This is a genomic window from Bacteroides sp. AF25-38AC (assembly GCF_003602995.1).
Classification (GTDB): domain Bacteria; phylum Bacteroidota; class Bacteroidia; order Bacteroidales; family Bacteroidaceae; genus Bacteroides; species Bacteroides uniformis.
Genome location: NZ_QTMD01000025.1, coordinates 15,053 through 41,263, shown reverse-complemented (window position 1 = coordinate 41,263; position 26,211 = coordinate 15,053). Strand labels below are relative to the sequence as shown.

At 49.5% G+C, this 26,211-nt stretch carries 18 protein-coding genes; 17 read left to right on the top strand and 1 reads right to left on the bottom strand.

Features of this window, described 5'->3' with window-relative positions; all coding sequences use genetic code 11:
• Nucleotides 1-131 precede the first annotated feature (131 nt).
• From DWY55_RS15930 to DWY55_RS15920, 3 genes are all read left to right on the top strand, one after another.
• On the top strand, nt 132-1,685 hold the full coding sequence (locus tag DWY55_RS15930) for a hypothetical protein (RefSeq protein ID WP_022401087.1): 1,554 nt from the start codon (nt 132-134) through the stop codon (nt 1,683-1,685).
• A 90-nt stretch (nt 1,686-1,775) separates the two neighbouring features.
• Nucleotides 1,776-2,048 (top strand): HI0074 family nucleotidyltransferase substrate-binding subunit, encoded by a 273-nt coding sequence (locus tag DWY55_RS15925; RefSeq protein ID WP_005824947.1) that lies wholly within the window; start codon nt 1,776-1,778, stop codon nt 2,046-2,048.
• Nucleotides 2,049-2,051: 3 nt separating this feature from the next.
• Nucleotides 2,052-2,360: a nucleotidyltransferase domain-containing protein gene (locus DWY55_RS15920; protein WP_005824948.1), complete on the top strand. Its 309-nt coding sequence runs from the start codon at nt 2,052-2,054 to the stop codon at nt 2,358-2,360.
• Between the two features lie 148 nt (nt 2,361-2,508).
• Here DWY55_RS15920 and DWY55_RS15915 read toward each other — a convergent pair whose 3' ends face one another.
• Complete coding sequence (locus DWY55_RS15915) at nt 2,509-3,132, bottom strand: HU family DNA-binding protein (protein WP_005824951.1); 624 nt, start codon at nt 3,130-3,132, stop codon at nt 2,509-2,511.
• Between the two features lie 371 nt (nt 3,133-3,503).
• On the opposite strand from DWY55_RS15915, the gene DWY55_RS15910 reads away from it, so the two are divergent.
• From DWY55_RS15910 to murQ, 14 genes are all read left to right on the top strand, one after another.
• Entirely contained in the window at nt 3,504-5,597 is a 2,094-nt protein-coding gene (locus DWY55_RS15910; protein ID WP_117600248.1) for a BT4734/BF3469 family protein, read from the top strand.
• A 229-nt stretch (nt 5,598-5,826) separates the two neighbouring features.
• Nucleotides 5,827-6,993, top strand: coding sequence for an exo-beta-N-acetylmuramidase NamZ domain-containing protein (locus DWY55_RS15900; RefSeq protein ID WP_117600247.1), 1,167 nt, complete (start codon nt 5,827-5,829; stop codon nt 6,991-6,993).
• Nucleotides 6,994-7,137: 144 nt separating this feature from the next.
• Complete coding sequence (locus tag DWY55_RS15895; protein WP_008662791.1) at nt 7,138-8,592, top strand: sodium:solute symporter; 1,455 nt, start codon at nt 7,138-7,140, stop codon at nt 8,590-8,592.
• Nucleotides 8,593-8,607: 15 nt separating this feature from the next.
• On the top strand, nt 8,608-11,730 hold the full coding sequence (locus DWY55_RS15890; protein ID WP_035446994.1) for a xanthan lyase: 3,123 nt from the start codon (nt 8,608-8,610) through the stop codon (nt 11,728-11,730).
• 19 nt (nt 11,731-11,749) lie between these two features.
• Nucleotides 11,750-13,609 (top strand): PQQ-binding-like beta-propeller repeat protein, encoded by a 1,860-nt coding sequence (locus tag DWY55_RS15885; protein ID WP_008662787.1) that lies wholly within the window; start codon nt 11,750-11,752, stop codon nt 13,607-13,609.
• Nucleotides 13,610-13,633: 24 nt separating this feature from the next.
• The gene (locus DWY55_RS15880) at nt 13,634-15,094 is read left to right on the top strand and encodes a glycosyltransferase family 2 protein (RefSeq protein WP_008662785.1); all 1,461 of its coding nucleotides are present in this window, start codon (nt 13,634-13,636) and stop codon (nt 15,092-15,094) included.
• Nucleotide 15,095: 1 nt separating this feature from the next.
• The gene (locus DWY55_RS15875) at nt 15,096-16,028 is read left to right on the top strand and encodes a DUF4922 domain-containing protein (protein WP_005824968.1); all 933 of its coding nucleotides are present in this window, start codon (nt 15,096-15,098) and stop codon (nt 16,026-16,028) included.
• 41 nt (nt 16,029-16,069) lie between these two features.
• Nucleotides 16,070-17,389: a SpoIID/LytB domain-containing protein gene (locus DWY55_RS15870; protein WP_005834675.1), complete on the top strand. Its 1,320-nt coding sequence runs from the start codon at nt 16,070-16,072 to the stop codon at nt 17,387-17,389.
• Nucleotides 17,390-17,416: 27 nt separating this feature from the next.
• Nucleotides 17,417-18,739: an MFS transporter gene (locus tag DWY55_RS15865; protein ID WP_005824972.1), complete on the top strand. Its 1,323-nt coding sequence runs from the start codon at nt 17,417-17,419 to the stop codon at nt 18,737-18,739.
• Between the two features lie 48 nt (nt 18,740-18,787).
• On the top strand, nt 18,788-20,029 hold the full coding sequence (locus tag DWY55_RS15860) for an exo-beta-N-acetylmuramidase NamZ domain-containing protein (protein WP_005834674.1): 1,242 nt from the start codon (nt 18,788-18,790) through the stop codon (nt 20,027-20,029).
• A gap of 176 nt (nt 20,030-20,205) precedes the next feature.
• A complete protein-coding gene (locus DWY55_RS15855) occupies nt 20,206-23,166 on the top strand; it encodes an FAD-binding and (Fe-S)-binding domain-containing protein (RefSeq protein ID WP_117887566.1) in 2,961 nt (986 codons plus the stop codon).
• A gap of 33 nt (nt 23,167-23,199) precedes the next feature.
• A complete protein-coding gene (locus DWY55_RS15850; RefSeq protein WP_117749223.1) occupies nt 23,200-24,384 on the top strand; it encodes an acyltransferase family protein in 1,185 nt (394 codons plus the stop codon).
• Between the two features lie 113 nt (nt 24,385-24,497).
• Nucleotides 24,498-25,337 carry a BadF/BadG/BcrA/BcrD ATPase family protein gene (locus DWY55_RS15845; RefSeq protein ID WP_005824980.1) on the top strand — a complete coding sequence of 280 codons (840 nt, stop codon included), beginning with the start codon at nt 24,498-24,500 and terminating at the stop codon, nt 25,335-25,337.
• Between the two features lie 53 nt (nt 25,338-25,390).
• Nucleotides 25,391-26,200, top strand: a complete 810-nt coding sequence (murQ, locus tag DWY55_RS15840) for an N-acetylmuramic acid 6-phosphate etherase (protein WP_005824981.1) — start codon at nt 25,391-25,393, stop codon at nt 26,198-26,200.
• Nucleotides 26,201-26,211 lie beyond the last annotated feature (11 nt).

Here is a 26,211-nt window from a genome sequence, read left to right as displayed (position 1 = left end):
CAAATGTATGGACGCTTTTGTTATTCCCTTTAAAAGGTGTATAGAAACACGAATAGCACCTTCTAAAAGGAACCATAAATCAATATCATATACTTTCCCTTCGTTCATAACATACTAACAAGAAACATATCATGAAAAAGAAGAACATATTTTTCGTACTACTAATCTGCTTCATCAATAGTAGTTGCAACAAAGAAGAACAAACAGACGAGTTACAAGATAAGGATTTCTATTCTGATGTCACAACACGTGCTTCCTACATAAGCGGTACTATTACGGGCGAAATGAACCCCTATGTTGGTGATGGTTACTACACTTATGATTTAAGTATTCCTATACAAAAACAATCTGTAGGTATAAGAATTTCAGCAGTCGGTGGAGAAGCACGATTCAAAACAAACTACCAAGAACGATTCGAGAGTACATGGGTAACCCAAATTCCAGCAGTAAAAAACCATTTTCCAATAAATGTATTATGGACTAAAGCAGGTAGTAATTCTACCCTGATGGTACGTCCTGAAAAAAGTACAATCGAACTTACCGCAGATCTAAGAAACATCAATGTCAAAATGAAACCTATGCCAATCAATGCCCCTTCAACATTTGAATTGGGAGATACGATAACACTTTGGTGCAATTATCCCATAAACAAAGATACGGGCATAAAGTGGACTTACGATAAAAATCTATTCGCTGAAATCTCTCAAAGTGCATCTGTTACACAAAGCAAATTCCAAATAAATTTGAAATCAAAGCAAGCCTTCAAGAACAGCGATGTCGGAGTAGAAGTCCATGATTTCTACATAAATTCTATCGGAGCAAAAGAGTATTTCATGGCTCGGAAAAGCAATATCAGTTTTCCCAATATGGGTCCTCAAATAGATGGCTACAGAAATATTGAACAATATAAAGAATACATATATTCCATCAATGACAGCAAGGCACATACATTTTATTGGACCGGGAAGAATATTAAGATAGTAAGTGGTCAGAACAGCTCTACGGTAACAATCGTACCGACACAACCCGGTAACGCAAGTGTCAAAGTGAGCTACAAATATAAAAATCAAACCGATAATTTTACCAATGAGCTACCTTTGAGTGTATCTAAGACATCAATGCAACTGATTGGCCCTGACGTAATCTGTGACAACGGGACATTCAGTATCAAGAATTTTCCCACAAAAGCAACAGTGGATTGGATTGTTGGCAACGATTTATATTCGCAATTAAATCAGGCATCACCTGCTATCACCCTGAATAATTTAGGGACACCCGGAGGCAGTTCCATTTATACGACCTTAACCGCAATAGTACACACAAAGGAATACACTGTTCAGTTTTCCAAACCAATTACTTTCAATGTATCAGGAATACAAGAAAATGACCATGACATTATATATGGCTATCTGTCACAAAGCGGAGGTGAATGCGGATTGAATCCTATTCCTGAAGGTGCGCATGATTTTCATTGGAGTGTTGACTGCGATTGGGAGGTAGACATGCAAGGATATTATTTCACTACTTTCAGCAGTCGGAACAGTCATGAAATTGAACGAGTTTGCGTAACGGTTGATTTCATAAATGCATGTGGAACCAGAACATACATATATAACTATTTCGACATCGGCTCAACAAATTCAGGAACTTATTCCACACCTAAAAACAGCCTTTCTCCAAAATAGCCCCAGACAGCTTTCACGAAAAAGCCCCCATCCATTTGCTCGTTACACAAAAGAAGCTTATATTTGCTTACTTAAAAACAGACAGCTATCATGGTACAGCAAGACATACGATGGATACAGCGTTTTGAATATACCCACGAACTGGCCTGGAAAGTGATGAAGGACTATGCAGAATATCAGGGGTATACCGACATCCGCAGCTCCCGTGATGCCATACGCAAAGCCCTTGAAATGGGATTAATTGATGACAAGCAATGGACGGAGACTATAGAAGCCCGAAATCTGACATCGCACAATCATGACAACGATGTAGTCTCTGAAGAGAAAATGCAATCCTTGAATACACCATCCTTATTCGATTGAGCTATGTACGGATTGACCGACAATGAACTGGAAAAGCTATGCAATCTCTTCCGGAAACATGAAGAAATAGAGCAGGCTGTTTTGTACGGCTCACGAGCCAAAGGAAATTTCAAGCCTTTTTCCGACATAGACATCACGCTGATGGGAGACAGACTTACGTATAATACTTTAAGCAGCCTTTCCGATGAAATAGACGACCTGCTTTTGCCTTACAGCGTAGACCTTTCCATCTATGGCAAATTAAAGAATGCCGACCTTTTGGAACATATACACCGTATGGGAATACCCATATTCAGCCGCCCATCAAACTAAACTAAATTTCACACATCCACCCTCACCACCCTCACCTTTCGCACGCATCGCCCTATTCATCGGCATTCAAGAGGTGGGTGAGAGCAAATTTAAAAAGTGAGGGCAAAATTTGCCCTCACCACAAGATTTCTTCGTTCAAAGTTATAAGTCACTCATTCTTACCGTAATATCCTGAAACGGGTACATAAATCGGTTGCAGCATTGTTCCCTCATTCTTCAACTTTCCTTCGGTGCGCAGCCGACGGATATGCCGCATGGCAGTAGTACGCATCATGCCGCAAACGCTTTGAAAGTCATTCCGTGTCATAAAAGGGCGAGTGGCGAAATAGTTGGTCAGCCGACGGTCTATCTCTTTATCCGTCAGTTTAGCCGAATGCTCGTTTGCCTTCAAAGCCTTTGCCTTGATGGTACCAATTTCATTTTTCAGTTTTTGGTCGGCACGAAATTTCACACCCGCCATCTTCACCTTCGTCAACTTACGCTTGGTAGCAGCCACTACCGGTTCGATCGTGGTGAGCGACACGCGAAAGTAGCCGATGCCGTCGAGATGCACCTGCCTTCCTTCGGCAAGTTCCCTGCCCATGACGTGCGACACAGCATCAAGCACAGCCGTCACATCGGTTTCTGTCAATGAGCAACGTGCCTGGATGTCCCGCCGCAATTCATCGGTAGACCTGCTCCCATTTAGGCGGAGACGGGGATGAAGGATTTTATCTTCCGGAGATTTGTCGTACGAGTCCGGATTCTCGTACCAATCAAACAAAATAGCCATAGTTCAAACTGCGTTAAAGGGTTACATTATACGATAAAGCACTGCACGGAACACGTGCGAAGTACGTACGCAGTCTGTTGAAGTACCAAGGTTATATCACAGCCCAGCCCGTGAGCAGAACCGTTCACTGTAGTGAGCTGCTCCGTTCACTAATATGAACAAGAAAGACCACTTTAGTGGACTGTTCATAAACTCTGGTGTAAAAGTAGACAAAACTATGGGGATAAGCAAAGAAACGAACACCTTTTATAAAAGAAACATATAGACATTCCACCCCAAAAAAGAAGCCAATCGGAAAATAATCCTTGAAAAGCTTGTATCCACCCCTTTCCCGGCGTATCTTTACAAGAATATTACATACACGATAAAGAATGAAAATCACACTGATCAGAGAGGAACGCGAAAGCGGAAAAGAGGCCGTCAGCACACAAGAAACGGACATGTTGATGGAAAAGCTGAAAACCGAGAACAAGACCGGATACATTACGGAGCTGCGTAGCATCATCCCGCATTTGAAAGGGACCAACGCCCGATATGAGCATATCGACAGACTGCCGCGTCTCTATCCCGCCGTAGAAATGACCCGCACCAAAGCAGGAGAACACCGGATAAAGACTTACAACGGGCTGGTACTACTGGAAGTAAACAACCTGGCCGGGGTGGCCGAAGCCGAACTGGTGAAACAACAAGCCGCCCTGCTGCCGCAAACCTTTGCCGCCTTCTGTGGCTCCAGCGGACGAAGCGCCAAAATATGGGTACGCTTCACCCTGCCCGACGGAGGGCTTCCAAAGAATGAAGACGATATCGCCTTATTCCACGCCCACGCCTACCGCCTGGCAGTGAAGTGCTACCAACCCCTTCTCCCTTTCCCCATCACCCTCCGGGCTCCTTCACTCCTACAAAGCTGCCGGATGACCGTGGACGAACAGCCCTATTATAGCCCCACTGCCGTGGCCTTCTGCCTGGAACAGCCCTGCGCCCTGCCCTCGGAAGACAACTACCGCCAACGGAAACAGCAGGAAAGCAATCCGTTGCTGAGAATGACTCCCGGCTACGAAGTGGCGGACACATGCAACCTGCTCTTCGAGGCCGCCCTCGACCGCGCCTTCCGCGATTTGGACAACTGGCGACGGGGCGACGACCTGCGCCCGCTGCTGTCCCGCCTTGCCGAACATTGCTTCAAAGCCGGCATTCCTGAAGAAGAAGCGGTGCGCCAGACACTGATGCACTACTACCGGGAGGCAGACGAACCCCTTGTACGCCTGACGCTGCATAACCTTTACGGGGAATTGAAAGGCTTCGGCACCCGCAGCAGCCTGAACAAAGACCAGGAAACTGCTTTCCGGCTGGAGGAGTTCATGAAACGCCGCTACGAATTCCGCTACAACACCGTGCTTGGCGACTTGGAATACCGGCAGCGCGACTCCATCCACTTCTACTTCCAGCCTGCCGACCAGCGCGTACGCAGCAGCATCGCCATGAAGGTACTGAAAGAGGGAGTACGTGTGTGGGACCGCGACATCACCCGCTTCCTGTCTTCGGACTACGTGCCGCTATACAACCCCATCGAAGAATATCTCTATAACACCGGACGCTGGGACGGCAAAGACCGCATCCGCGCATTGGCCGACCTCGTGCCCTGCCACAATCCCCACTGGAGGGAACTGTTCTACCGGTGGTTTCTTGGCATGGTGGCACATTGGCGGGGAATCGACAAACAGCACGGCAACAACACCTCGCCCCTGCTCGTAGGTCCGCAAGGTTACCGCAAAAGTACTTTCTGCCGCATCCTATTGCCACCGGAGCTGCGTTTCGGCTACACCGACAGTATCGACTTCAAGAGCAAGCAGGAAGCGGAGCGCAGCCTTGGCCGCTTTTTTCTGATTAACATCGACGAATTCGACCAGATAAACGCCAATCAGCAAGGCTTCTTGAAGCACCTCCTGCAAAAACCGGTTGCCAACCTGCGAAAGCCCTACGGTAGCACTATTCAGGAAATGCGCCGCTATGCCTCCTTCATCGGGACCAGCAATCTGAAAGACCTGCTGACCGACCCGTCGGGAAGCCGCCGTTTCATTTGCATCGAAGTGACCGGCCCTATCCAGACAAACGTCACTATCAATTATCGCCAGCTCTATGCCCAAGCCATGCACGACATCATGAAGGGTGAACGCTACTGGCTGGACGACACTGACGAAGCAATCGTAAAGGAGTACAACCGGGAATTCGAGCGGGTAGACCCATTGGAAGAACTTTTCCTTTGCCATTTCCGTGGCGCGGAGGAGAGCGAAGAAGGCGAATGGCTCACAGCCATGCAGATTTTCAACGACCTGCAACAGAAAACGAGGGATAAGTTGGCCATCAACCGGATAGCAGCTTTCGGGCGCACGCTCCGCAAGCTGGACATCCTCAACAAGAAATCGAACCGGGGAACACTTTATCATCTGGTAAGAATAGAAGAATGAGCCGGCACTCCCACCGATTGTACCAAAGTGAGGGCAAACTTGGCCCTCACTCTTTTTATAAAAAGTATTTCCGTACGCAGTTGATGCAGTTCAACCATTATTAATAAGGTGAACAGTTGACTATTTGCAAATTATGATTGATAATACTAAAAATACCCAAATAAGTGTTTTTGATATTAAAATAAAACGTATCTTTGTTGCAAACAACGTCCTCCTTAATAATACTATTATGAAGAAACTGCTGCTTTTAGCCTTTGTGCTATGTAGTTCTTTACTGTGCCGGGCACAAGAAGAACGAATTATTTTAGGTGATGAACAGACTTCCGAGTATTTTCCAATCCTAAAAGATAAACGAATTGCCATATTCTCCAATCATACAGGAATGATAGGAGACAAGCATCTGTTGGATATTCTGCTGGAAAACAAGTTCAATGTAGTAGCCATTTTCTCCCCTGAACACGGTTTCAGAGGAGATGCCGACGCAGGCGAACACGTGTCCAGCTCGGTAGACAAGAAGACCGGAGTACCTATCCTCTCGCTGTACGACGGGAAATCCGGAAAACCAAGCGAAGCATCCATGCGCAAGTTCGATATCCTTGTGGTAGACATCCAGGATGTAGGCCTGAGATTCTATACTTATTATGCCTCTATGTGCCGGCTGATGGACGCTTGTGCAGAATACAACCGCAAGGTGCTGATACTGGACCGCCCCAATCCGAACGGACACTACGTGGACGGCCCGATACTGGACATGAAATATAAATCCGGTGTAGGTTGGCTGCCGATTCCCGTGGTGCACGGCATGACGCTGGGCGAACTGGGCCTGATGGTAAACGGCGAACGCTGGTTGCCGGCGTCACGCACTTGCGACCTGACCGTCATTCCCTGCAAGAACTATACGCACCAGACACTATACAAGCTGCCGATTCCCCCGTCCCCCAATCTGCCGAACATGAAGTCCATCTATCTGTACCCCTCGACCTGCTATTTCGAGGCCACTCCGGTCAGTCTGGGAAGAGGAACCGACCTCCCCTTCCAGGTCTACGGGCATCCCAACATGACGGGCTACAGCTACAGCTTCACCCCGCGCAGTGTTCCCGGAGCCAAGAATCCGCCCCAGCTGGGCAAGCTTTGCCACGGCGTGAACCTGAGCAACATGAGCGACGAGGAAATCTGGAAACGCGGTATTGACTTGAGTTACGTGATAGACGCTTACCGGAATCTGAACATGGACGACCACTTCTTCCGTTCCTTCTTCGAACTGTTGATAGGCACCGACTACGTGCGCAAAATGATAAAGGAAGGGAAGAGCGCCGAAGAAATCAAGGCAAGATGGAAAGACGACGTAGAGAAATTCAAGGTACAGCGCAAGCCCTATCTGCTCTACGAAGAATAAAGACATGTACAATTCACTATTTACAATGTACAATTTCAGAGAAGGTACAATTCAAAAGTAAATGGGAAGGTACAACAGTTTATACTAAAGAAACGCCGCATGGCAAATTGTAAATTGTAAATGAACAAATTGTAAATAAACATTATGACTCCACTATCCGTAATCATCACCATAGCCGCCTACTTCGCGATACTGTTCACGGTATCCTATATTGCAGGAAGGAAGGCAGACAACGCCGGCTTCTTTGTAGGTAACCGCAAGTCATCCTGGTATGTCGTGGCGTTCGCCATGGTCGGTTCCGCCATTTCAGGTGTGACCTATGTATCTGTACCCGGCATGGTTGCCGCCAGCAGCTTCGGCTATCTGCAAATGGTGTTGGGCTTCATTGCCGGACAGCTCATCATAGCCTATCTGCTGGTACCGCTATTCTACAAAATGAACCTGGTATCCATCTACGAATATCTGGAGAACCGTTTCGGCATGTCTTCCTACCGCACGGGTGCCTGGTTCTTCTTCATCTCCAAAATGCTCGGTGCCGCTGTCCGTCTGTTCCTCGTATGCCTGACGCTGCAACTGCTGGTATTCGAACCTTTCGGACTGCCTTTCCTGCTGAACGTGGCCATCACGGTGGCACTGGTCTGGTTGTACACTTTCCAGGGTGGCGTAAAGTCTCTTATCTGGACAGACTCTCTGAAGACATTCTGCTTGGTGGTGTCGGTCGTACTCTGCATCTGGTATATCGCTTCCGACCTCAATCTGTCATTTACCGGTATGGTAAGCACCATTGCCGACAGTGACATGTCCCGCATCTTCTTCTTCGACGATGTGAACAGCAAGCAGTACTTCTTCAAGCAGTTCCTCGCCGGTGCCTTCACCATGATTGCCATGACCGGGCTGGATCAAGACATGATGCAGCGCAACCTGAGCTGCAAGAACTTCAAGGACTCACAGAAGAACATGATTACCAGTGTCATTTCGCAGTTCTTCGTCATCCTGCTTTTCCTGATGCTGGGCGTGCTGCTCTACATCTTTGCCGCCAACCAGCAGATTGCGGTGGAGAAGAGTGACGAACTGTTCCCGCTGATTGCCACCGGCAACTATTTCCCTGCCATTGTGGGCATACTGTTCATCATCGGCCTGATTTCTTCTGCCTATTCAGCCGCAGGCTCGGCACTCACCGCGCTGACCACTTCCTTCACCGTAGACATTCTGGGAACGAAAGGCAAGTCGGAAGAGACGGTTGTGAAGATGCGCAAGAAAGTGCACATCGGCATGGCGGTTGTTATGGGAATCACCATTTTCGTATTCAATCTTCTGAACAACACCAGTGTCATCGATGCTGTATATATCCTGGCAAGCTATACCTACGGTCCTATCTTGGGTCTGTTTGCTTTCGGCATCTTCATGAAACAACAAGTGCGTGACAAGTACATCCCGCTGGTTGCCATCGCCTCCCCGGTTCTCTGCTTCATTCTGCAGAAAAATTCCGAAGCCTGGTTCGGAGGTTATCAATTCAGCTACGAGTTGCTGATTTTCAATGCACTGTTCACTTTCATCGGTCTCTGTCTGTTGATTAGGAAAGATAAAAAGAACAATTAACTTAATACATCATCTATGAACGTAAGACGTCAGTTTTTACTAAGTTTGCTTGCCGCCTCCCTCTTCCCCCAATGGGGAGGTGCGCAAGAACTTCCGACGGATGTCCGCCAGGAAATCGGGAAATTCCTGGATACCACCGCACGGAAAGAAGTTTCCGTAGGACGTATCAGCATCGACTCAGTGGCCGTGGAAGGAAATACGCTGCAACTGTTTGCCAACATGAACTGTGCCTATATTCCTTTCCGCGAGGACAATGTAGCCGAAATATACCAGGGCGTAAGTGCCCTGCTACCGGCGGAGTTTACCAAATACAAGCTGCAAATCCGTACCAACAAGCGCAGCATCGAAGAACTGGTTCCCCAAGTCCTGCGTAGTAAAAAAGACAAAAAGACGAAGACATTCAATCCCGTCGCTTCCAAGCCTTTAGTTACCGACATTTCCGCCCCCTACACCCCTACCAACGGCTTGCAGAACCGGCACATCGCCCTATGGCAAAGCCACGGCTGGTACTACGAGCCGAAACTCGACCGTTGGGAATGGCAGCGTGCACGTATCTTCCAGACCGTGGAAGACCTCTACACCCAAAGCTACGTATTGCCTTTCCTCGTGCCGATGCTGGAAAATGCCGGTGCCAACGTGCTGCTTCCCCGCGAACGCGATTGCCAGACGGCAGAAGTCATCGTAGACAATGACGGTTGCCTGACCGGCCGTTCCGTCTATACAGAAAATTCCGGTGACAAGCTCTGGAGCCAGGGAGCAGGACAAGGCTTCGCCCACCTGCGCCCCCAATACATAGACTTTGAGAATCCTTTCAAGGAAGGCACTTACCGCGCTATAGAAACCATCAAGAAAGGAAACGCAAGCACCGCCGAATGGATTCCCGAAATCCCTTCGACCGGACAATACGCCGTATACGTCTCTTACCAAACCTTGCCAAACAGCGCGGACGATGCCCTTTACACCGTCTATCACAAAGGCGGCACCACGCAGTTCAAGGTAAACCAGCAAATGGGAGGCGGCACCTGGATTTACCTCGGCACCTTCGGCTTCAATGCCGGTCGGAACAATGAATGCAAAGTCGTTCTGAGCAACCTTTCCTCCAAAGTAGGAAGAATCATCACCGCCGACGCCGTGAAGATTGGCGGCGGTATGGGGAACATCGCCCGCCGCATCTCCAACGAGGGCGCTACGGAAAACCTGAAAAGCTCCGACACCCGCAACCTGCAAAACACCCATACAGGCAACATCCAAGACCGTGTAACCTATTCTCCATTGTCCACTATCAATTATCAACTATCTAACTATCCCCGTTTCTGCGAAGCCGCCCGCTACTGGCTGCAATGGGCAGGCATACCGGACAGCGTATATTCAGAAAGCAACGGAAAGAACGACTATACGGATGACTATAAATGCCGTGGTATCTGGGTGAACTACCTTTCCGGAGGCTCTGCCGTGAATCCGACGGAGAGAGGGCTGAACATCCCCGTCAACATGGCCTTCGCCTTCCACTCCGATGCAGGAACTACACTGAACGATTCCATCATCGGGACACTCGGCATCTACCATACCAACGCCTACAATGAGAAGTTCGCCAACGGAGCATCACGCTATCTGAGCCACGACCTGACAGACTTGATTCAGTCCAACATCGTGCGCGACGTGCGTACCCTCTACGAACCTCAATGGACACGCCGTGGCAAATGGAACCAATCTTACTATGAGGCCCGTGTACCCCGCGTACCTACCATGCTGCTCGAACTGCTTTCCCATCAAAACTTTGCAGACATGCGCTACGGACTGGACCCACGTTTCCGTTTCACCGTAAGCCGCGCCATCTATAAAGGTATGTTGCAGTTCCTCTGCTCACAATACCACATGGATTATGTAGTGCAACCGTTACCGGTAGACCACATGGCCTTGCGCATGACCAGCGAGAACGAAGTGGAACTGACCTGGCAACCCGTAGCGGATGCGTTGGAACCGACTGCCGTAGCAGAGAAATACATTGTTTATACCCGTATCGGCGACGGGGATTTCGACAACGGAGTATTGGTGGACGGCAACAGTTACCGAACCACGCTCCCCGCCGGCATGGTATGCAGCTACAAGGTTACCGCTGTCAACAAGGGCGGTGAAAGTTTCCCTTCCGAAATTCTTTCTGCCGGACGAGCATTCAATTCCAAAGGTACCGTATTGGTGATAAACGGATTCGACCGTATCAGTGCCCCTGCCGACTTTACGGCACCCACCCCCGCCGACACCCTCCTTGCCGGATTTCTGGATGAGCAGGACCACGGGGTCCCCTATATCCGGGACATCAGCTACATTGGCAAGATGAAGGAATACCGCCGTTCCATTCCCTGGATGGACGACGACGCCTCCGGTTTCGGCGACAGTTATGGAAATTACGAGACCCAAGTCATCGCAGGAAATACGTTCGATTATCCTGCCATACATGGTGCCGCTATCCTGAAAGCGGGATATTCGTTTGTATCGTGTAGCAACGAAAGCCTCTCCCCCAACCCCTCCCCCGTAGGAAGGGGAGATAAAAATACTTCGGTAGATATGAAAGAGTATAGGTATGTGGACTTGATACTTGGGAAACAGTGCCAGACCAAGATGGGACGGGGAGGCGTAAAACCGTTGGAGTTCAAGACTTTCAGCAAACCGATGCAGGAGGCTATTGTGGCTTATTGTAAGCAAGGTGGAAATATCTTTGTTTCGGGCGCTTTTGTAGGAACGGATTTATGGGACAACCGCCTTGCAACTGCCGACGAAGCCGACAAGAAATTTGCGATGGAAGTACTGAAATATAAGTGGCGTGTGGGACAAGCGGCTACAATGGGTAAGGTGAAAAGCGTAGCTTCTCCGTTCCCCGCCCTTTCAGGAAACTATACCTATCACAATGAGCTGAATGCCGATTCGTATGTGGTGGAATCACCGGACGCCATTGAACCGGCAACCAAAGATGCACACACCGTGATGCGGTATTCTGAAAACAACCTGAGTGCCGGTGTGGCCTACCAAGGCGACTACAAGACTTTTGTATTGGGATTCCCTTTTGAATCCATACGTACTGATTCTGAAAGAGAGGCACTCATGAATGCTGTGCTGACATTCTTCAACGACAACAAATAATATCAACCAATCATCATCTATGAACAGAAGACTGTTAATAATTGTCCTGATGGCTTGCCTGCTCCCCCTGGGGATGCAGGCACAGCAAGGGACATTCCGTTTTGCCCAACTGACAGACATTCATCTGACCCCGAACAATCCGAATCCCACTGAGGACTTGCTGCGTTCCATAGCACAGATTAATGCCACCGACAGTATCGACTTTGTCCTGGTGACGGGCGACCTGACCGAAGAAGGCGACCGTGCCACCATGGAAAAAGTGAAATCGTGCCTTGACTTGCTGAAAGTACCCTACCACGTAGCCCTTGGCAACCATGAAACGAAATGGAGCGACTCCGGCTGCACCGCTTTCGGAGAAATCTTTGGCGGCGAACGCTTCGAGTTCGAGCATAAGGGATTCCTTTTCCTCGGCTTCAACTCCGGTCCGCTGATGCGTATGGCCTACGGGCATGTAGTGCCGCAAGATATCCGTTGGATGACGGAGGAAATGGAGAAAAATGGCAAAGACAAACCGGTGATACTTGTCACCCACTACCCGCTAATGGACGGGGATGTGGACAACTGGTATGAGGTGACGGATGCCGTCCGCCCTTACAACGTGCGCCTGTTTATCGGCGGGCATTATCACAGCAACCGGGATTTACGTTATGACGGCATTCCGGGCGTACTGATGCGCAGCAACCTGCGCGACAAAGAAGGAAAACCGGGTTATGGCATTTACGAAGTAACCAAAGACTCCATCCGTGTATACACGCAACGTATCGGCGAGCCTAAGAAGCAATGGGCTGCCTTCTCGCTGGCCGGGCAATATTACGACCGCAATGGAAAAGCGGAGAAATATCCCGACTTCTCGGTCAACAAGGAATATCTGAAAGTAAAGGAACAATGGATGGTACAGACGGGTGCAGGCATTTACTGCTCGCCCGCCGTAGAAAAAGATAAAGTGTTCGTAGGAGACGATATGGGACGGCTGACAGCCTACGCCCTGAAAAACGGCAAAAAGCTATGGAGCTTTGAATCCGGCAAACGTATTGTCGGTACTCCGGCCGTAAGCGAAGGTATCGTTGTATTCGGGTCTGCCGACCGCCACATCTACGGATTGAATGCCAAAGACGGCAACCTGCTCTGGACGGTAAGAGCTGCCGAACCGGTACTCGGAGCCGTGACCATCGCAGACGGTACCGCCTACATCGGTGCCAGTGATGCCACTTTCCGCGCCACAGACATCCATACAGGAAAAGTAATCTGGACCTACACCGGCGTGAAGGGCTACATCGAAACCAAGCCGTTGGTGACGGAAGACAAGGTCATCTTCGGCGCATGGGACAATACACTGTATGCCTTGAACAAGACTGACGGACGTGAGTTGTGGAAATGGACGGGCGGACTGACCCGCATGCACTTCTCTCCTGCCGCCGTATGGCCGGTAGCTGCCGACGGCAAAGTATTCATTACCGACCCGCAACGCGCCATGACCGCCATAGACATCCATACGGGCAATACCGTGTGGCGCACCTTCCAGTCCATGGTGCGCGAGACCATCGGACTTTCCGAAGACGGTGAACGTATCTATAGCAAAACGATGAACGACAGCATTGTTTGCTATGCAGCTCAAGGAGATACTCCGCGGGAGTTGTGGGCAACCAATGTAGGTTTCGGTTATGAGCATGCCCCCTCCATGCAAGTGGAAAAAGAGGGGGTAATGTTTGGCAGTACCAAAGAAGGACTTATCTTCGCACTGGAAGGAAAAACAGGCAAAGTACTGTGGAAACATAAAATAGGAAATTCACTCATCAGTACCGTAGTTCCGTTGAACGGCCACGAAGTTCTATTCACGGCAACCAGCGGGGAAGTGGGACTTCTGAGAATTAAAAATTGAGAATTAAAAATTAAAAGATATATCATGAATAAAATCAGTTGCTTTCTTCCCTACGCAGGAAAAGAACAAGTAGAAAAAACAGTGAATAGCCTACAGGCGACAGGACTTATAGAAGAAATCCGGTTAATCACGACCGATGCCACTCTGGAATCGCTCCCGGACTGCGAAATATTGTTTGTTGACATGCCCTACAGCAGTGCAACTCTCAAAGCTATTGCTAATGCAGCCAAGGGAGAATACACATTGCTTTATACCAAAGAGACTACGCTCGAAATGGGTATGTTTGCACTGGAACGTATGATACACATCCTTGAAGATTCAAGCGCCGGTATGGTATATGCCGACCACTACCAAATAGCAGACGGCAAGCAGAGCAACGCTCCGGTAATCGACTACCAATTCGGTTCCTTGAGGGATGACTTCAACTTTGGCTCCCTGCTCCTTTTCAACACCGAAAAACTAAAGGAAGCCGCCGGACACATGAAGTCTGACTACAACTTCGCCGGACTTTACGACCTGCGCTTGAAATTGAGCCAACATTCAAACTTGGTACATATCAACGAATACTTATACAGCGAGGTGGAAAACGATACCCGCAAGAGCGGCGAAAAGATTTTCGACTATGTAGACCCCAAAAACCGTGACCGCCAGATTGAGATGGAGCAGGCATGTACCGAACATCTGAAAGAAATCGGGGGATATCTGGCACCGGAGTTCAAGAAGATTGAGTTCTCTGCCGGTAACTTTGAGTATGAAGCTTCGGTCATCATTCCGGTGCGCAACCGTATCCGTACCATCCGCGATGCCATCAAGTCGGTACTGATGCAGAAGACAGACTTCAAATATAATCTTATCATCATCGACAACCACTCCACAGACGGCACAACGGAAGCCATCGACGAATTCAAGGACGACGAACGCCTCATCCATATCGTCCCCGAACGCAACGACCTCGGTATCGGCGGTTGCTGGAATGTAGGTGTACACCACCCCAAGTGTGGCAAGTTTGCCGTGCAGCTGGACAGCGACGACGTATACAAAGACGAAAACACACTCGCCATCATGGTACGCGCCTTCTACGAACAGAACTGCGCCATGGTGGTAGGCACCTATATGATGACGGACTTCAACATGAACATGATTGCTCCGGGCATCATCGACCACAAGGAATGGACTCCGGCAAACGGACGCAACAACGCCCTCCGCATCAACGGTCTGGGTGCCCCGCGCGCCTTCTATACCCCGGTACTGCGCGAAGTGAAAGTACCCAATACCAGCTATGGCGAAGACTATGCACTGGGACTGAACTTCTCCCGCCAGTACCAGATAGGACGCGTGTACGACGTGGTCTACCTCTGCCGCCGCTGGGACGACAACTCCGATGCCTCACTGGACATCGTGAAAATGAACGGACACAACCTCTACAAAGACCGCATCCGTACCTGGGAACTTCAGGCACGCATAGCGATGAACAAAAACAAGTGATATGAATCAAACGATACACCATCTTCTGACTGGACAATTGGCATCCTGGGAGACGGCACGCAACAACTATGCCGCCCTCTCCGGTGTGCGGGTGAAAGAGCTGAATGTAAACGGGATACTTTATAAGGTACAGTTCAACCCCGCACGCATCGTTTCCTCCGGTGCCAAAGTGGATGCCAAGTCCATCCTGGAACGGAAATGCTTTCTGTGCCCGGCCAATTTGCCGCCGGTACAGAAAGGTATCCCGTTCGGAGGACACTACAATATTCTGGTGAATCCGTTCCCCATCTTCCCCCGCCACCTGACAGTACCGGAACTGGCACATACCCCTCAACGCATAGCCACCCGCTTCACCGACATGCTGGAGCTGGCCGAGGCGCTGACGGATTACACCATCTTCTACAACGGTCCCAAATGTGGTGCTTCCGCCCCCGACCATGCTCATTTCCAGGCAGGAAACAAAGGGTTCATGCCTATTGAAAAGGACTGGCGCGGACAGACTGCCGGGAAAATAGCCGATTATAGGAAAGCAGCACTGTGGTATCTTGACGACGCTCCCCGTGCCACACTTGTGATTGAATCCACCTCCAAAGAGGACGCGGCAGACTTGTTCGACATCATTTACCGTTCTCTGGACGTGAAACCCGAAGAAGACGAGCCGATGATGAACGTACTGGTCCTATACGAGGCCGACCGTTGGGTGGTCTTTGTCTTCCCGCGCGAGAAACACCGCCCCGCCTGCTATACTGCCGAAGGAGAAGCCAATCTGTTGAGCAGCCCGGCATCCGTCGACTTGGGAGGTGTCTTTATCACCCCCGTAGAAAAGGATTTCTTGAAAATCACTGCGGAAGACGTGGCGCAGATATTAAGTGAAGTATGCCTCTCTGCCACAGATTTCCACAAGGTACGGCAGCGTATCAGGGAAAAAATATGACTTCTGAAATCCAAGAACTCTAATTTTAAAGAAATACCATTATGAAAGAGCCCAAAGTACAAGTAGGCATTCTGTTTGAACCGCAGATAGAATTCGTTTTGCTGAATCCGTATCGCATGGACGGAACGGAAGTCAGCGGCAAGCAGGTAGTGACCTACGACGAAGGCAAGATTCTCTGGAATGGACGCCGGTATGACGAACTGCTGTTTGAACCGCAACACGAGCAGACCGATGCCTTCGAACTATTGGACGTTACCATCGGCATCAATTTCCATTGGGAGCGCAAGGAAGACCAGCGTTTTCTGGGTGCTCTCAAAATCATCGTTGAGAATGGAAAGCTCACCGGCATCAACGTCATCCATGTAGAAGATTATCTGACCAGCGTCATCTCCTCCGAGATGAGTGCCACCGCTTCTCTGGAGCTGCTCAAGGCACACGCTGTCATCTCCCGAAGCTGGCTACTGGCACAAATACAAAAGAATAAGGAAATCACCGAAGCCCAAGCTAACTACTCGGCCTTTACGCAGACCGACGAAGAGCTGATTCGCTGGTACGACCGAGAAGACCACACACGTTTCGATGTATGCGCCGACGACCATTGTCAACGCTACCAGGGCATTACACGTGCCTCTACCGATATTGTGAAACAAGCCATCTCCGCTACCCGCGGCCAGGTACTGACATCTGATGGTAAGATTTGCGACGCCCGTTTCTCCAAATGCTGCGGCGGTGCTTTCGAGGAGTTCCAATACTGCTGGGAAGACATCAAATACCCCTATCTTGCCCAACAACGAGACAGCAAAACGCACGCCACACTGCCCGATTTGACGCAGGAAGTCGAAGCGGACCGCTGGATTCGTACCTCCCCCGAAGCATTCTGCAACACCACCGACAAGAAAATCCTCTCGCAGGTACTCAATAACTATGACCAGGAGACTACGGACTTCTATCGCTGGAAAGTGGAATATACCCAGGAAGAGCTTTCAGCCCTCATTCTGAAACGTTCAGGCATTGACTACGGACAAATCATCGACCTTATCCCCATAGCCCGCGGAACCAGCGGACGCCTCTGGAAACTGAAGATTGTGGGAACCAAACGCACACTCACCATCGGCAAGGAACTGGAAATCCGCCGCACGCTCTCCACTTCACACCTCTACAGCTCTGCCTTCGTGGTAGACAAAGAGGAGTTGTCCGCCGAAGGCATTCCCGGACGCTTCATCCTCACCGGTGCCGGTTGGGGGCATGGTGTGGGACTTTGCCAAATAGGTGCAGCCGTGATGGGCGAGCAAGGGTATAAGTATGATGCAATACTGTTGCACTACTATATAGGTGCCAGCATTGACAAGCTGTATGAATAATCGAATAGAACACAATAAATCAATATCATGAACCATACAAAAAACATATCGCCATGGGCATGGGTACCCACCTTGTACTTTGCACAAGGCATTCCATATTTTATCGTAAACAACATCTCCGTGATGATGTTTACCAAAATGGGCGTACCGAACGGAGAAATGGCCTTGTTCACAAGCCTGCTCTATCTGCCATGGACTATCAAACCCTTCTGGAGCCCGTTTGTCGACATCATCAAGACCAAAAGATGGTGGACCCTTTCCATGCAGATTCTGATGTCTGTGGCATTCATCCTGCTGACGCTGTCCATTCCACGGCCGGACGAGGCGACTATGGCGGCCGGAACAACCCCCATCAGCATGTTCAGCATCACGCTGATGCTGTTCATCATCACGGCTTTTGCCTCTGCCACACACGACATTGCCGCCGACGGCTTCTACATGCTGGCACTGAAACAGAGTGACCAGGCAGCCTTCGTTGGCATCCGAAGCACGTTTTACCGGCTCGCCTCTATCTTCGGACAAGGCGTGCTCGTAGCCATTGCCGGCGCCATCGAACTGAGAACCGAAAACATTCCGCTGTCATGGACCATCACGATGCTGGTTACAGCCGTTCTGTTCAGCCTGGTGACGTTCTATCACCTCTTTGCAGTCCCCAAACCCACCTCAGATAAGTCAACACTGGCTGCCGATGCCGCCACTGCAGGAGCTATATTCAGAGAATTCGGACGAACATTCGCCACCTATTTTACCAAACCGGGCGCATTGCTGGCCATCGTGTTCATGTTGCTGTACCGCCTGCCTGAAGCATTCCTCATCAAAATGTGTATGCCTTTCCTGGTTGCCTCCAAAGAATCGGGAGGTCTGGAACTATCGACAGCAGAAGTAGGTATCGTATACGGCACCATCGGAGTCATATTCCTCACCCTGGGCGGTATCCTCGGAGGATTGTTCGCATCACGCATTGGCTTGAAAAAATCCATCTGGTGGATGGCAGGATGCATGACTCTGCCATGCCTGACGTTTGTCTATCTTGCCATTGCCCAGCCCGACAATCTGTTTGCTATCTCAACCGCCATCGCCATCGAGCAATTTGGCTACGGCTTCGGTTTCACGGCCTACATGCTCTACATGATGTACTTCTCCGAAGGTGAATTCAAAACATCCCACTATGCCATCTGTACCGCATTCATGGCACTAAGCATGATGATACCAGGTATGTTTGCGGGATATATCCAGGAGGCTATCGGATATACGGACTTCTTCTGGTTGGTAATGATATGCTGTTTCGCCACGGTTGTTGTCACCATTTTTGCAGACAGAAGGATAGACCCGGAATATGGAAAAAAATGATTAATGGTTAATGATTAATGTTTTGTGAGTAATATTTAGTGATTGGTTATGAAGAGGACTATTATTATATCCTTGCTCTGCCTCCTTTGCGGAGGTGCGATGCAAGCACAGAAGATCAGAATAAAGACCGGTATCGAGGTACTGAAAGAACAGAATTTCCGATGCCTGGAAGGTAAGCGTGTAGGATTGATTACCAACCCGACGGGGGTGGACAACCGGATGAGGTCCACCATTGACATCCTGCACGAGGCGCCCAACGTGAACCTTGTGGCACTCTACGGCCCCGAACACGGCGTGCGCGGCGATGTGCACGCAGGCGACCATGTGACGGACATCAAAGACGCGACTACCGGACTGCCCGTCTATTCGCTTTACGGAAAGACCCGCAAGGCCACGCCGGACATGCTGAAAGATGTGGATGTATTAGTGTATGATATCCAAGACATCGGTTGCCGTTCCTTTACCTACATCAGCACCATGGGACTGGCCATGGAAGCCGCTGCCGAAAACGGCAAGGAATTCATTGTGCTGGACCGGCCCAATCCCGTAGGCGGATTGAAGATTGAAGGCAACTTGGTTGAAGATGATTGCATTTCTTTTGTAAGCCAGTTTAAAATTCCGTACCTTTACGCCCTCACTTGCGGTGAGCTGGCACTGATGCTCAATGGCGAGAAGATGTTGAAGGATGGGGAACAATGTAATCTCCACATAGTGAAGATGAAAGGCTGGAAACGCAAGATGGATTATACCCAAACCGGACTGCAATGGGTTCCCTCCTCTCCACACATTCCACATCCTCATTCTGCATTCTTCTACCCCGTCAGCGGCATTCTGGGTGAACTAGGATATATGTCTATCGGCGTGGGGTATACCATTCCGTTCCAGATGTTTGCCGCACCATGGATGGAAGCGGAAAAGCTGGCCGGAAACCTGAACCGTCTGAACGTACCGGGGGTCATCTTCAGACCGATGTACCTAAAGCCGTTCTATAGTGTAGGCAAAGGCGAGTTGCTGCAAGGTGTGCAAGTGCACATCATGGATTTCGGCAAAGCACCGTTGAGCGACCTGCAATTCCTGGTCATGCAGGAAGTCGCCGCCCTCTATCCTGACCGTGCCGTGTTTGACCATGCCGACAAGGGACGTTTCAACATGTTCGACAAAGTAAGCGGTTCGCGGCAGATACGCGAGCGCTTCTCGAAACGGAACCGTTGGGAGGACATACGCGACTACTGGTATAAAGATGCCGAAGACTTCCGTAAGTTGTCGAAAAAGTATTATTTATATAAATAAATTTACAGATAAATAAGGAAGGGAAAAGAGCCTGATACGGAGACTATTTCAGTCGTATACAGAACCACATTCAGTCGTATACTTAAATATATTCAGTATACGACTGAATGTACCCCCTCGTAAGACACGTTTACAGAGCACTTTGAAGCGAAGTGATGCAATAAAAAAAAGTGAACATGAAAGAGCATAGTTACATGGCTTTCCTGCAGGAAGCAAAACAATTCATTCCGCAGGAAAGGATTTACACCGACGAACTTCGCCGGCTGGCTTGGGGTACGGATGCCGGTTTTTACCGACTGATTCCCCAGATTGTAATCCGTTCGAAAGACGAAGATGAAGTTTCACAACTGTTGAAACTGGCGAGCCGCCACGGGCTGCCCGTCACCTTCCGAGCGGCAGGGACCAGTTTGTCGGGCCAAGCCATTAGTGACTCCATCCTCATCGTAGCCGGTAAGAATTGGGAAAAATACAGCATATCCGCCGACTACGAACAGATAACCCTCCAACCGGGCATCATCGGACAACGTGTGAACGAACTGTTGGCTCCCTACGGCCGTAAGTTTGCACCGGACCCCGCCTCGGTGAAAAGCGCCATGGTAGGCGGTATTGTCATGAACAATGCTTCCGGCATGAACTGCGGTACGCACGCCAATAGCGACAAGGTGCTTGTTTCCGCCCGTATCATCCTAATGGACGGTACCCTGCTGGATACCGGAAATCCCGTCAGCCGCGCCTCCTTCGAAGTGAGTCACCGTGACTTCATTCGCCGCATCTGCGAACTGCGCGATGAAATACGTACCAACGAAAAACTGGCCGAACGCATCCGTTACAAATATTCCATCAAAAATGTAACCGGGCTCAATCTGTTGCCCTTCGTCCGTTTCGACGACCCATTCGAAATCATTGCCCACCTCATGGTAGGTTCCGAAGGTACACTGGCGTTCCTTTCGGAAGTGACGATGAAGACTGAATATGATTATCCCTACAAGGCCAGCGCTATGCTCTACTTCAAGACCATCAAAGAAGCGAGCCGCGCTGTGGTAGCCATGAAGAAGCTGGTCGACGAAACCGGCGAATGGACAGTAAAAGGGGCTGAAATGCTAGACTATAAGAGCCTTTCTTCCGTCAACGACCCCGTATTCCTAAAATACAAAGGCGAAGTTGCCTCCTCTGCCCTCCCCGGCGTGGAGCCCGGCGACGAAACCGGGTTGACAGCAGTGCTGACCGAAACCAAAGCCCGTACCCCGGAAGAACTGCAACAGAACATATCTGCCATTGAAGCTTGCCTGCAAGCCTTCACCACCTATATTCCGGTACGCTTCACCGACCGTCCGGAGGAATATTCCAAATACTGGGCCATCCGTTCCGGCATCTTCCCCTCTGTGGGAGGTACGCGCCAGCCGGGAACCACTTGCCTCATCGAAGACATCGCCTTCCACATTGAAGACCTTCCGGAGGCAACGGCAGAACTGCAACAGCTCATAGCCCGCCACGGATATAATGACGCCTGCATCTACGGCCATGCTCTCGAAGGCAACTACCACTTCATCATCAACCAGTCCTTCAGTACCCAAGCGGAAGTGAAACGCTACGAAGACTTGATGAATGACATCAAGACCTTAGTAGTAGATAAATATGACGGTTCCCTAAAAGCCGAGCATGGCACGGGCCGGAATATGGCTCCCTTTGTCTGCCATGAATGGGGAGATGACGCCTACAAAGCCATGAAAGCCGTCAAAGAGCTGTTTGACCCACAAGGATTGCTAAACCCCGGTGTCATTTTCAATGATGACCCGCAATGCCATATCAAGAACTTCAAGCCGCTGCCTTTATTAGTGATGAGTGACAAGAGACAAGCTACGTCACTCGTAGCTGACAAATGCATCGAGTGCGGTTTCTGCGAAGTCAACTGTCTCTCCTGCGGCTTTACCCTTTCCTCGCGCCAGCGTATCGTGTTGCAGCGCGAAATATCCCGGCTGAAACAAAGCGGCGAGGACCCGACACGCCTTGCACTGCTCGAAAAACAATACCGCTATCCCGGCAACCAGACTTGTGCCGGAGACGGCCTCTGCTCCATGTCGTGCCCGATGGGTATCAATACGGGCGACCTTACCCATATAATCCGCCAGGAAGCATTACCCAAAGGCAGTCTGGGATACAGAGCCGGAGACTTTGTCGCCAATCATTTCGCTGGTGTCAAGAGTGCACTGCGTCCCGTATTGTCCTTAGCCAACTTCGGACATTCACTATTAGGGACAAAGGCGATGAGCGGCATTACCAAGGGGCTGCACAATGCATTAGGCATACCTCTATGGACGCCGGCTATGCCGAAAAGTTATCAGTTACAAGCTACGGAGTTACAAGCTACAAGCACTATGCAGCATAATAGCGCAGCACTTGTAGCTCGTAGCTCTGTAACTCGTAACTACAAAGTCGTCTACTTCCCCAGCTGCATCAACCAGACTATGGGTCTGGCAAAGAAGTCTCCCGTAGAGCAGTCATTGGTAAATAAAATGGTGTCCTTGTTGCAAAAAGCCGGTTACGAAATCATCTTCCCGAAAGATATGGACAAGCTTTGCTGTGGCACCATTTGGGAAAGTAAAGGGATGCTGGACATTGCCGATCGCAAGACAGCCGAACTGGAGGCCGCACTTTGGGAAGCCAGCGAACAAGGCAAATACCCCGTCCTCTGTGACCAAAGCCCTTGTCTGCACCGCATGCGCGAATGTATCAAGAAGATGAAACTGTATGAACCTGCAGAATTCATCTATACATTCTTACGTGAGAAGCTGATTTTCACACCTATTAACCGCCCCGTAGCAATCCACATCACCTGCTCCATGCGGAAAATGGGACTGGCAGATACCATTATAGCCCTTGCACGCCTTTGCTCCAGTAAAGTCATCGTGCCGGAAGAAGTAGGTTGCTGCGGTTTTGCCGGAGACCGGGGATTCACCTATCCTGAGCTGAACTCGTACGCCCTACGCAAACTCCGCCCGCAAATAGAAGCGTCCGGAGTGAATATAGGCTACTCTAACAGCCGTACTTGTGAAATCGGATTGACAACAAACTCAGGTATCCCCTATGTATCCATTGCCTATCTGGTAGACGAATGTACAAAGGCAGCTGATAATTAGGATTGATAATTAACTTAACACACAAATATTACAATGAACAGTACAAAAGTAAGTAAACGCATCCTTGCACTCGACATTCTCCGTGGTGTCACCATCGCAGGTATGATTATGGTAAACAACCCCGGTTCGTGGGGACATATCTATGCCCCCTTGCGGCATGCAGAGTGGAACGGTCTGACCCCCACCGACCTCGTCTTTCCCTTCTTCATGTTTATCATGGGAATTTCCACATACATTTCCCTGAAGAAATACAACTTCGAGTTCAGCCACGCCGCCGGCATGAAGATACTGAAACGCACCATCGTCATTTTCCTTATAGGCATGGCTATCGGCTGGTTCTCGCGTTTCTGCTATTACTGGGCCTCCGCTCCGGACGACCTCAGTTTCGGAGAGAAGCTATGGGCTTCCGTCTGGACATTCGACCGTATCCGTATTCTGGGTGTCATGCAACGGCTGGCCCTTTGCTACGGAGCAGCCTCCATCATTGCACTAACCATGAAGCATAAACATATACCTTATCTGATAGCCGGCCTATTGACAGGCTACTTCATACTGTTGATGTGCGGCAACGGTTTCGCCTATAATGAAACAAACATTCTTTCCGTGGTAGACCGTGCCATCCTGACCCCTGCACACATGTACAAGGATAACGGCATAGATCCCGAAGGTTTGTTAAGCACCATTCCTGCCATTGCACATGTGTTGCTGGGCTTCTGTGTAGGGCGGCTGATGCTGGATGGCAACAAGTCGGAAGACCGTGCCTCATTTCTCAATTCGCAGCTTATCACACTGTTTCTGGTAGGTGTTATCCTTACTTTCTCCGGTTTCCTGCTAAGCTACGGCTGCCCCATCAACAAGAAAATATGGTCTCCTACCTACGTACTCGTCACTTGCGGACTGGCATCCAGTTTTCTGGCATTGCTTATCTGGATTATTGATGTGAAAGGCTATAAGAAGTGGAGCATGTTTTTCGAGGCATTCGGTGTGAATCCGCTGTTCATGTATGTATTGGGCGGCGTACTTAGCATACTTTTCGGTAGTATCAGTTTCCCGTGGGGAGACGGCAGCATCAGCATACACGGATTCTTATACAATATAGTCCTCATGCCCGTTTTCGGTGAAACCGCCGGTTCCCTTGCCTTTGCCCTGCTGTTTATCGCCATTAACTGGTGTATCGGCTACCAGTTGTACAAACGAAAAATATATATCAAGATATGAGAATAAGGATGAAGGATGAAGGATTAATGTTTAATGATACCACCTTTATTATATGCAACACCCTAATCCTTAATCCATCATCCCTAATCCTTAATCCTTAAAAACTATTTTATATGATTCTAATAGCAGACAGTGGCTCTACAAAAACCGATTGGTGTGTTGTAGAGAATGGAGTACTTCTCCAACAGATATTCACGAAAGGTACGAACCCTTTCTTTCAGTCGGAAGAGGAGATCAGTAATGAAATAGCAACAGCGCTATTACCTCAGCTGAAAACAAGTGAACTGGATGCCGTATACTTTTATGGTGCAGGATGCGGATTTCCCGACAAGATAAGTATGGTGCACCGTGCCATAACCAAACACCTCAGTGTGAAAAATGAAGTGGAAGTCAATACCGATATGCTGGCTGCCGCACGTGGCCTCTGCGGACATGACTCAGGCATTGCCTGCATCATGGGGACCGGCTCCAACTCATGTTATTATGACGGAAAAAGCATTGTCACCAATGTATCTCCTCTGGGATTCATCTTGGGAGACGAAGGCAGCGGAGCCTGCTTGGGCAAACTGTTGGTAGGCGATATCTTGAAAAATCAGATGACACCCGAGCTGAAAGAGAAATTCCTCAAACAGTTCGACCTGACACCTGCTGATATCATCGACCGTGTCTACCGTAAACCTTTCCCCAACCGTTTCCTGGCAAGCTTGTCACCATTTCTTGCACAGAATCTGGGTGAACCTTGTGTACGCGCTCTGGTACTGAACAGCTTTAAGGCATTCCTTAAACGCAATGTCATGCAATATGAAGACTATCAGCATCAAAAAGTACATTTCATCGGTTCCGTAGCCTTCTATTACAAGGAAGTTCTGGCAGAAGCTGCCAAAGAAATGGGTATCCAACTGGGTGCAATCATCAAGAGCCCCATGGAAGGACTCATCAAATATCACAACTGAAAGTGACAAATCGTAAATAGTAAATAGTAAATCGTCAAATAGTAAATAGCCTTATGTTCGTAAAAATCTCAGAGCAACCATCGCTCTACAATGACTTGGAAAAGAAATCAGTCCGTGAAATTCTGGAAGACATCAATACCGAAGACCAGAAAGTGGCGCTTGCCGTACAGAGGGCAATCCCTCAAATAGAAAAGTTGGTAACCCAGATTGTACCCCGCATGAAACAAGGCGGACGCATCTTCTACATGGGTGCGGGTACCAGTGGACGTCTGGGCGTACTCGACGCTTCGGAAATTCCACCGACTTTCGGTATGCCCCCCACGCTGGTTATCGGCTTGATTGCCGGTGGTGACACTGCATTGAGAAATCCGGTAGAGAATGCCGAAGATGACATTCACCGCGGTTGGGAAGAGTTGACGGAACGCAATATTACAGATAAGGATACGGTCATCGGTATTGCTGCATCCGGTACCACCCCCTACGTGATTGGTGCCATGCACGAGGCACGCGAACACGGCATACTGACCGGCTGTATCACCAGCAACCCGGACTCTCCAATGGCAGCAGAGGCAGATGTAGCCATCGAAATGATTGTAGGGCCTGAATATGTGACGGGAAGCTCACGCATGAAATCGGGAACAGGACAGAAAATGATACTGAATATGATTACCACTTCCGTCATGATACAGTTGGGACGCGTGAAAGGCAACAAAATGGTGAATATGCAACTCAGTAACAAAAAGCTTGTGGACCGTGGTACCCGTATGATTGTAGAGGAACTCGGACTGGACTATGGCAAAGCCAAGGCGCTGCTGTTGATGCACGGTTCGGTGAAAAAGGCAGTGGATGCGTACCGGATTTAGCTATTACTCAC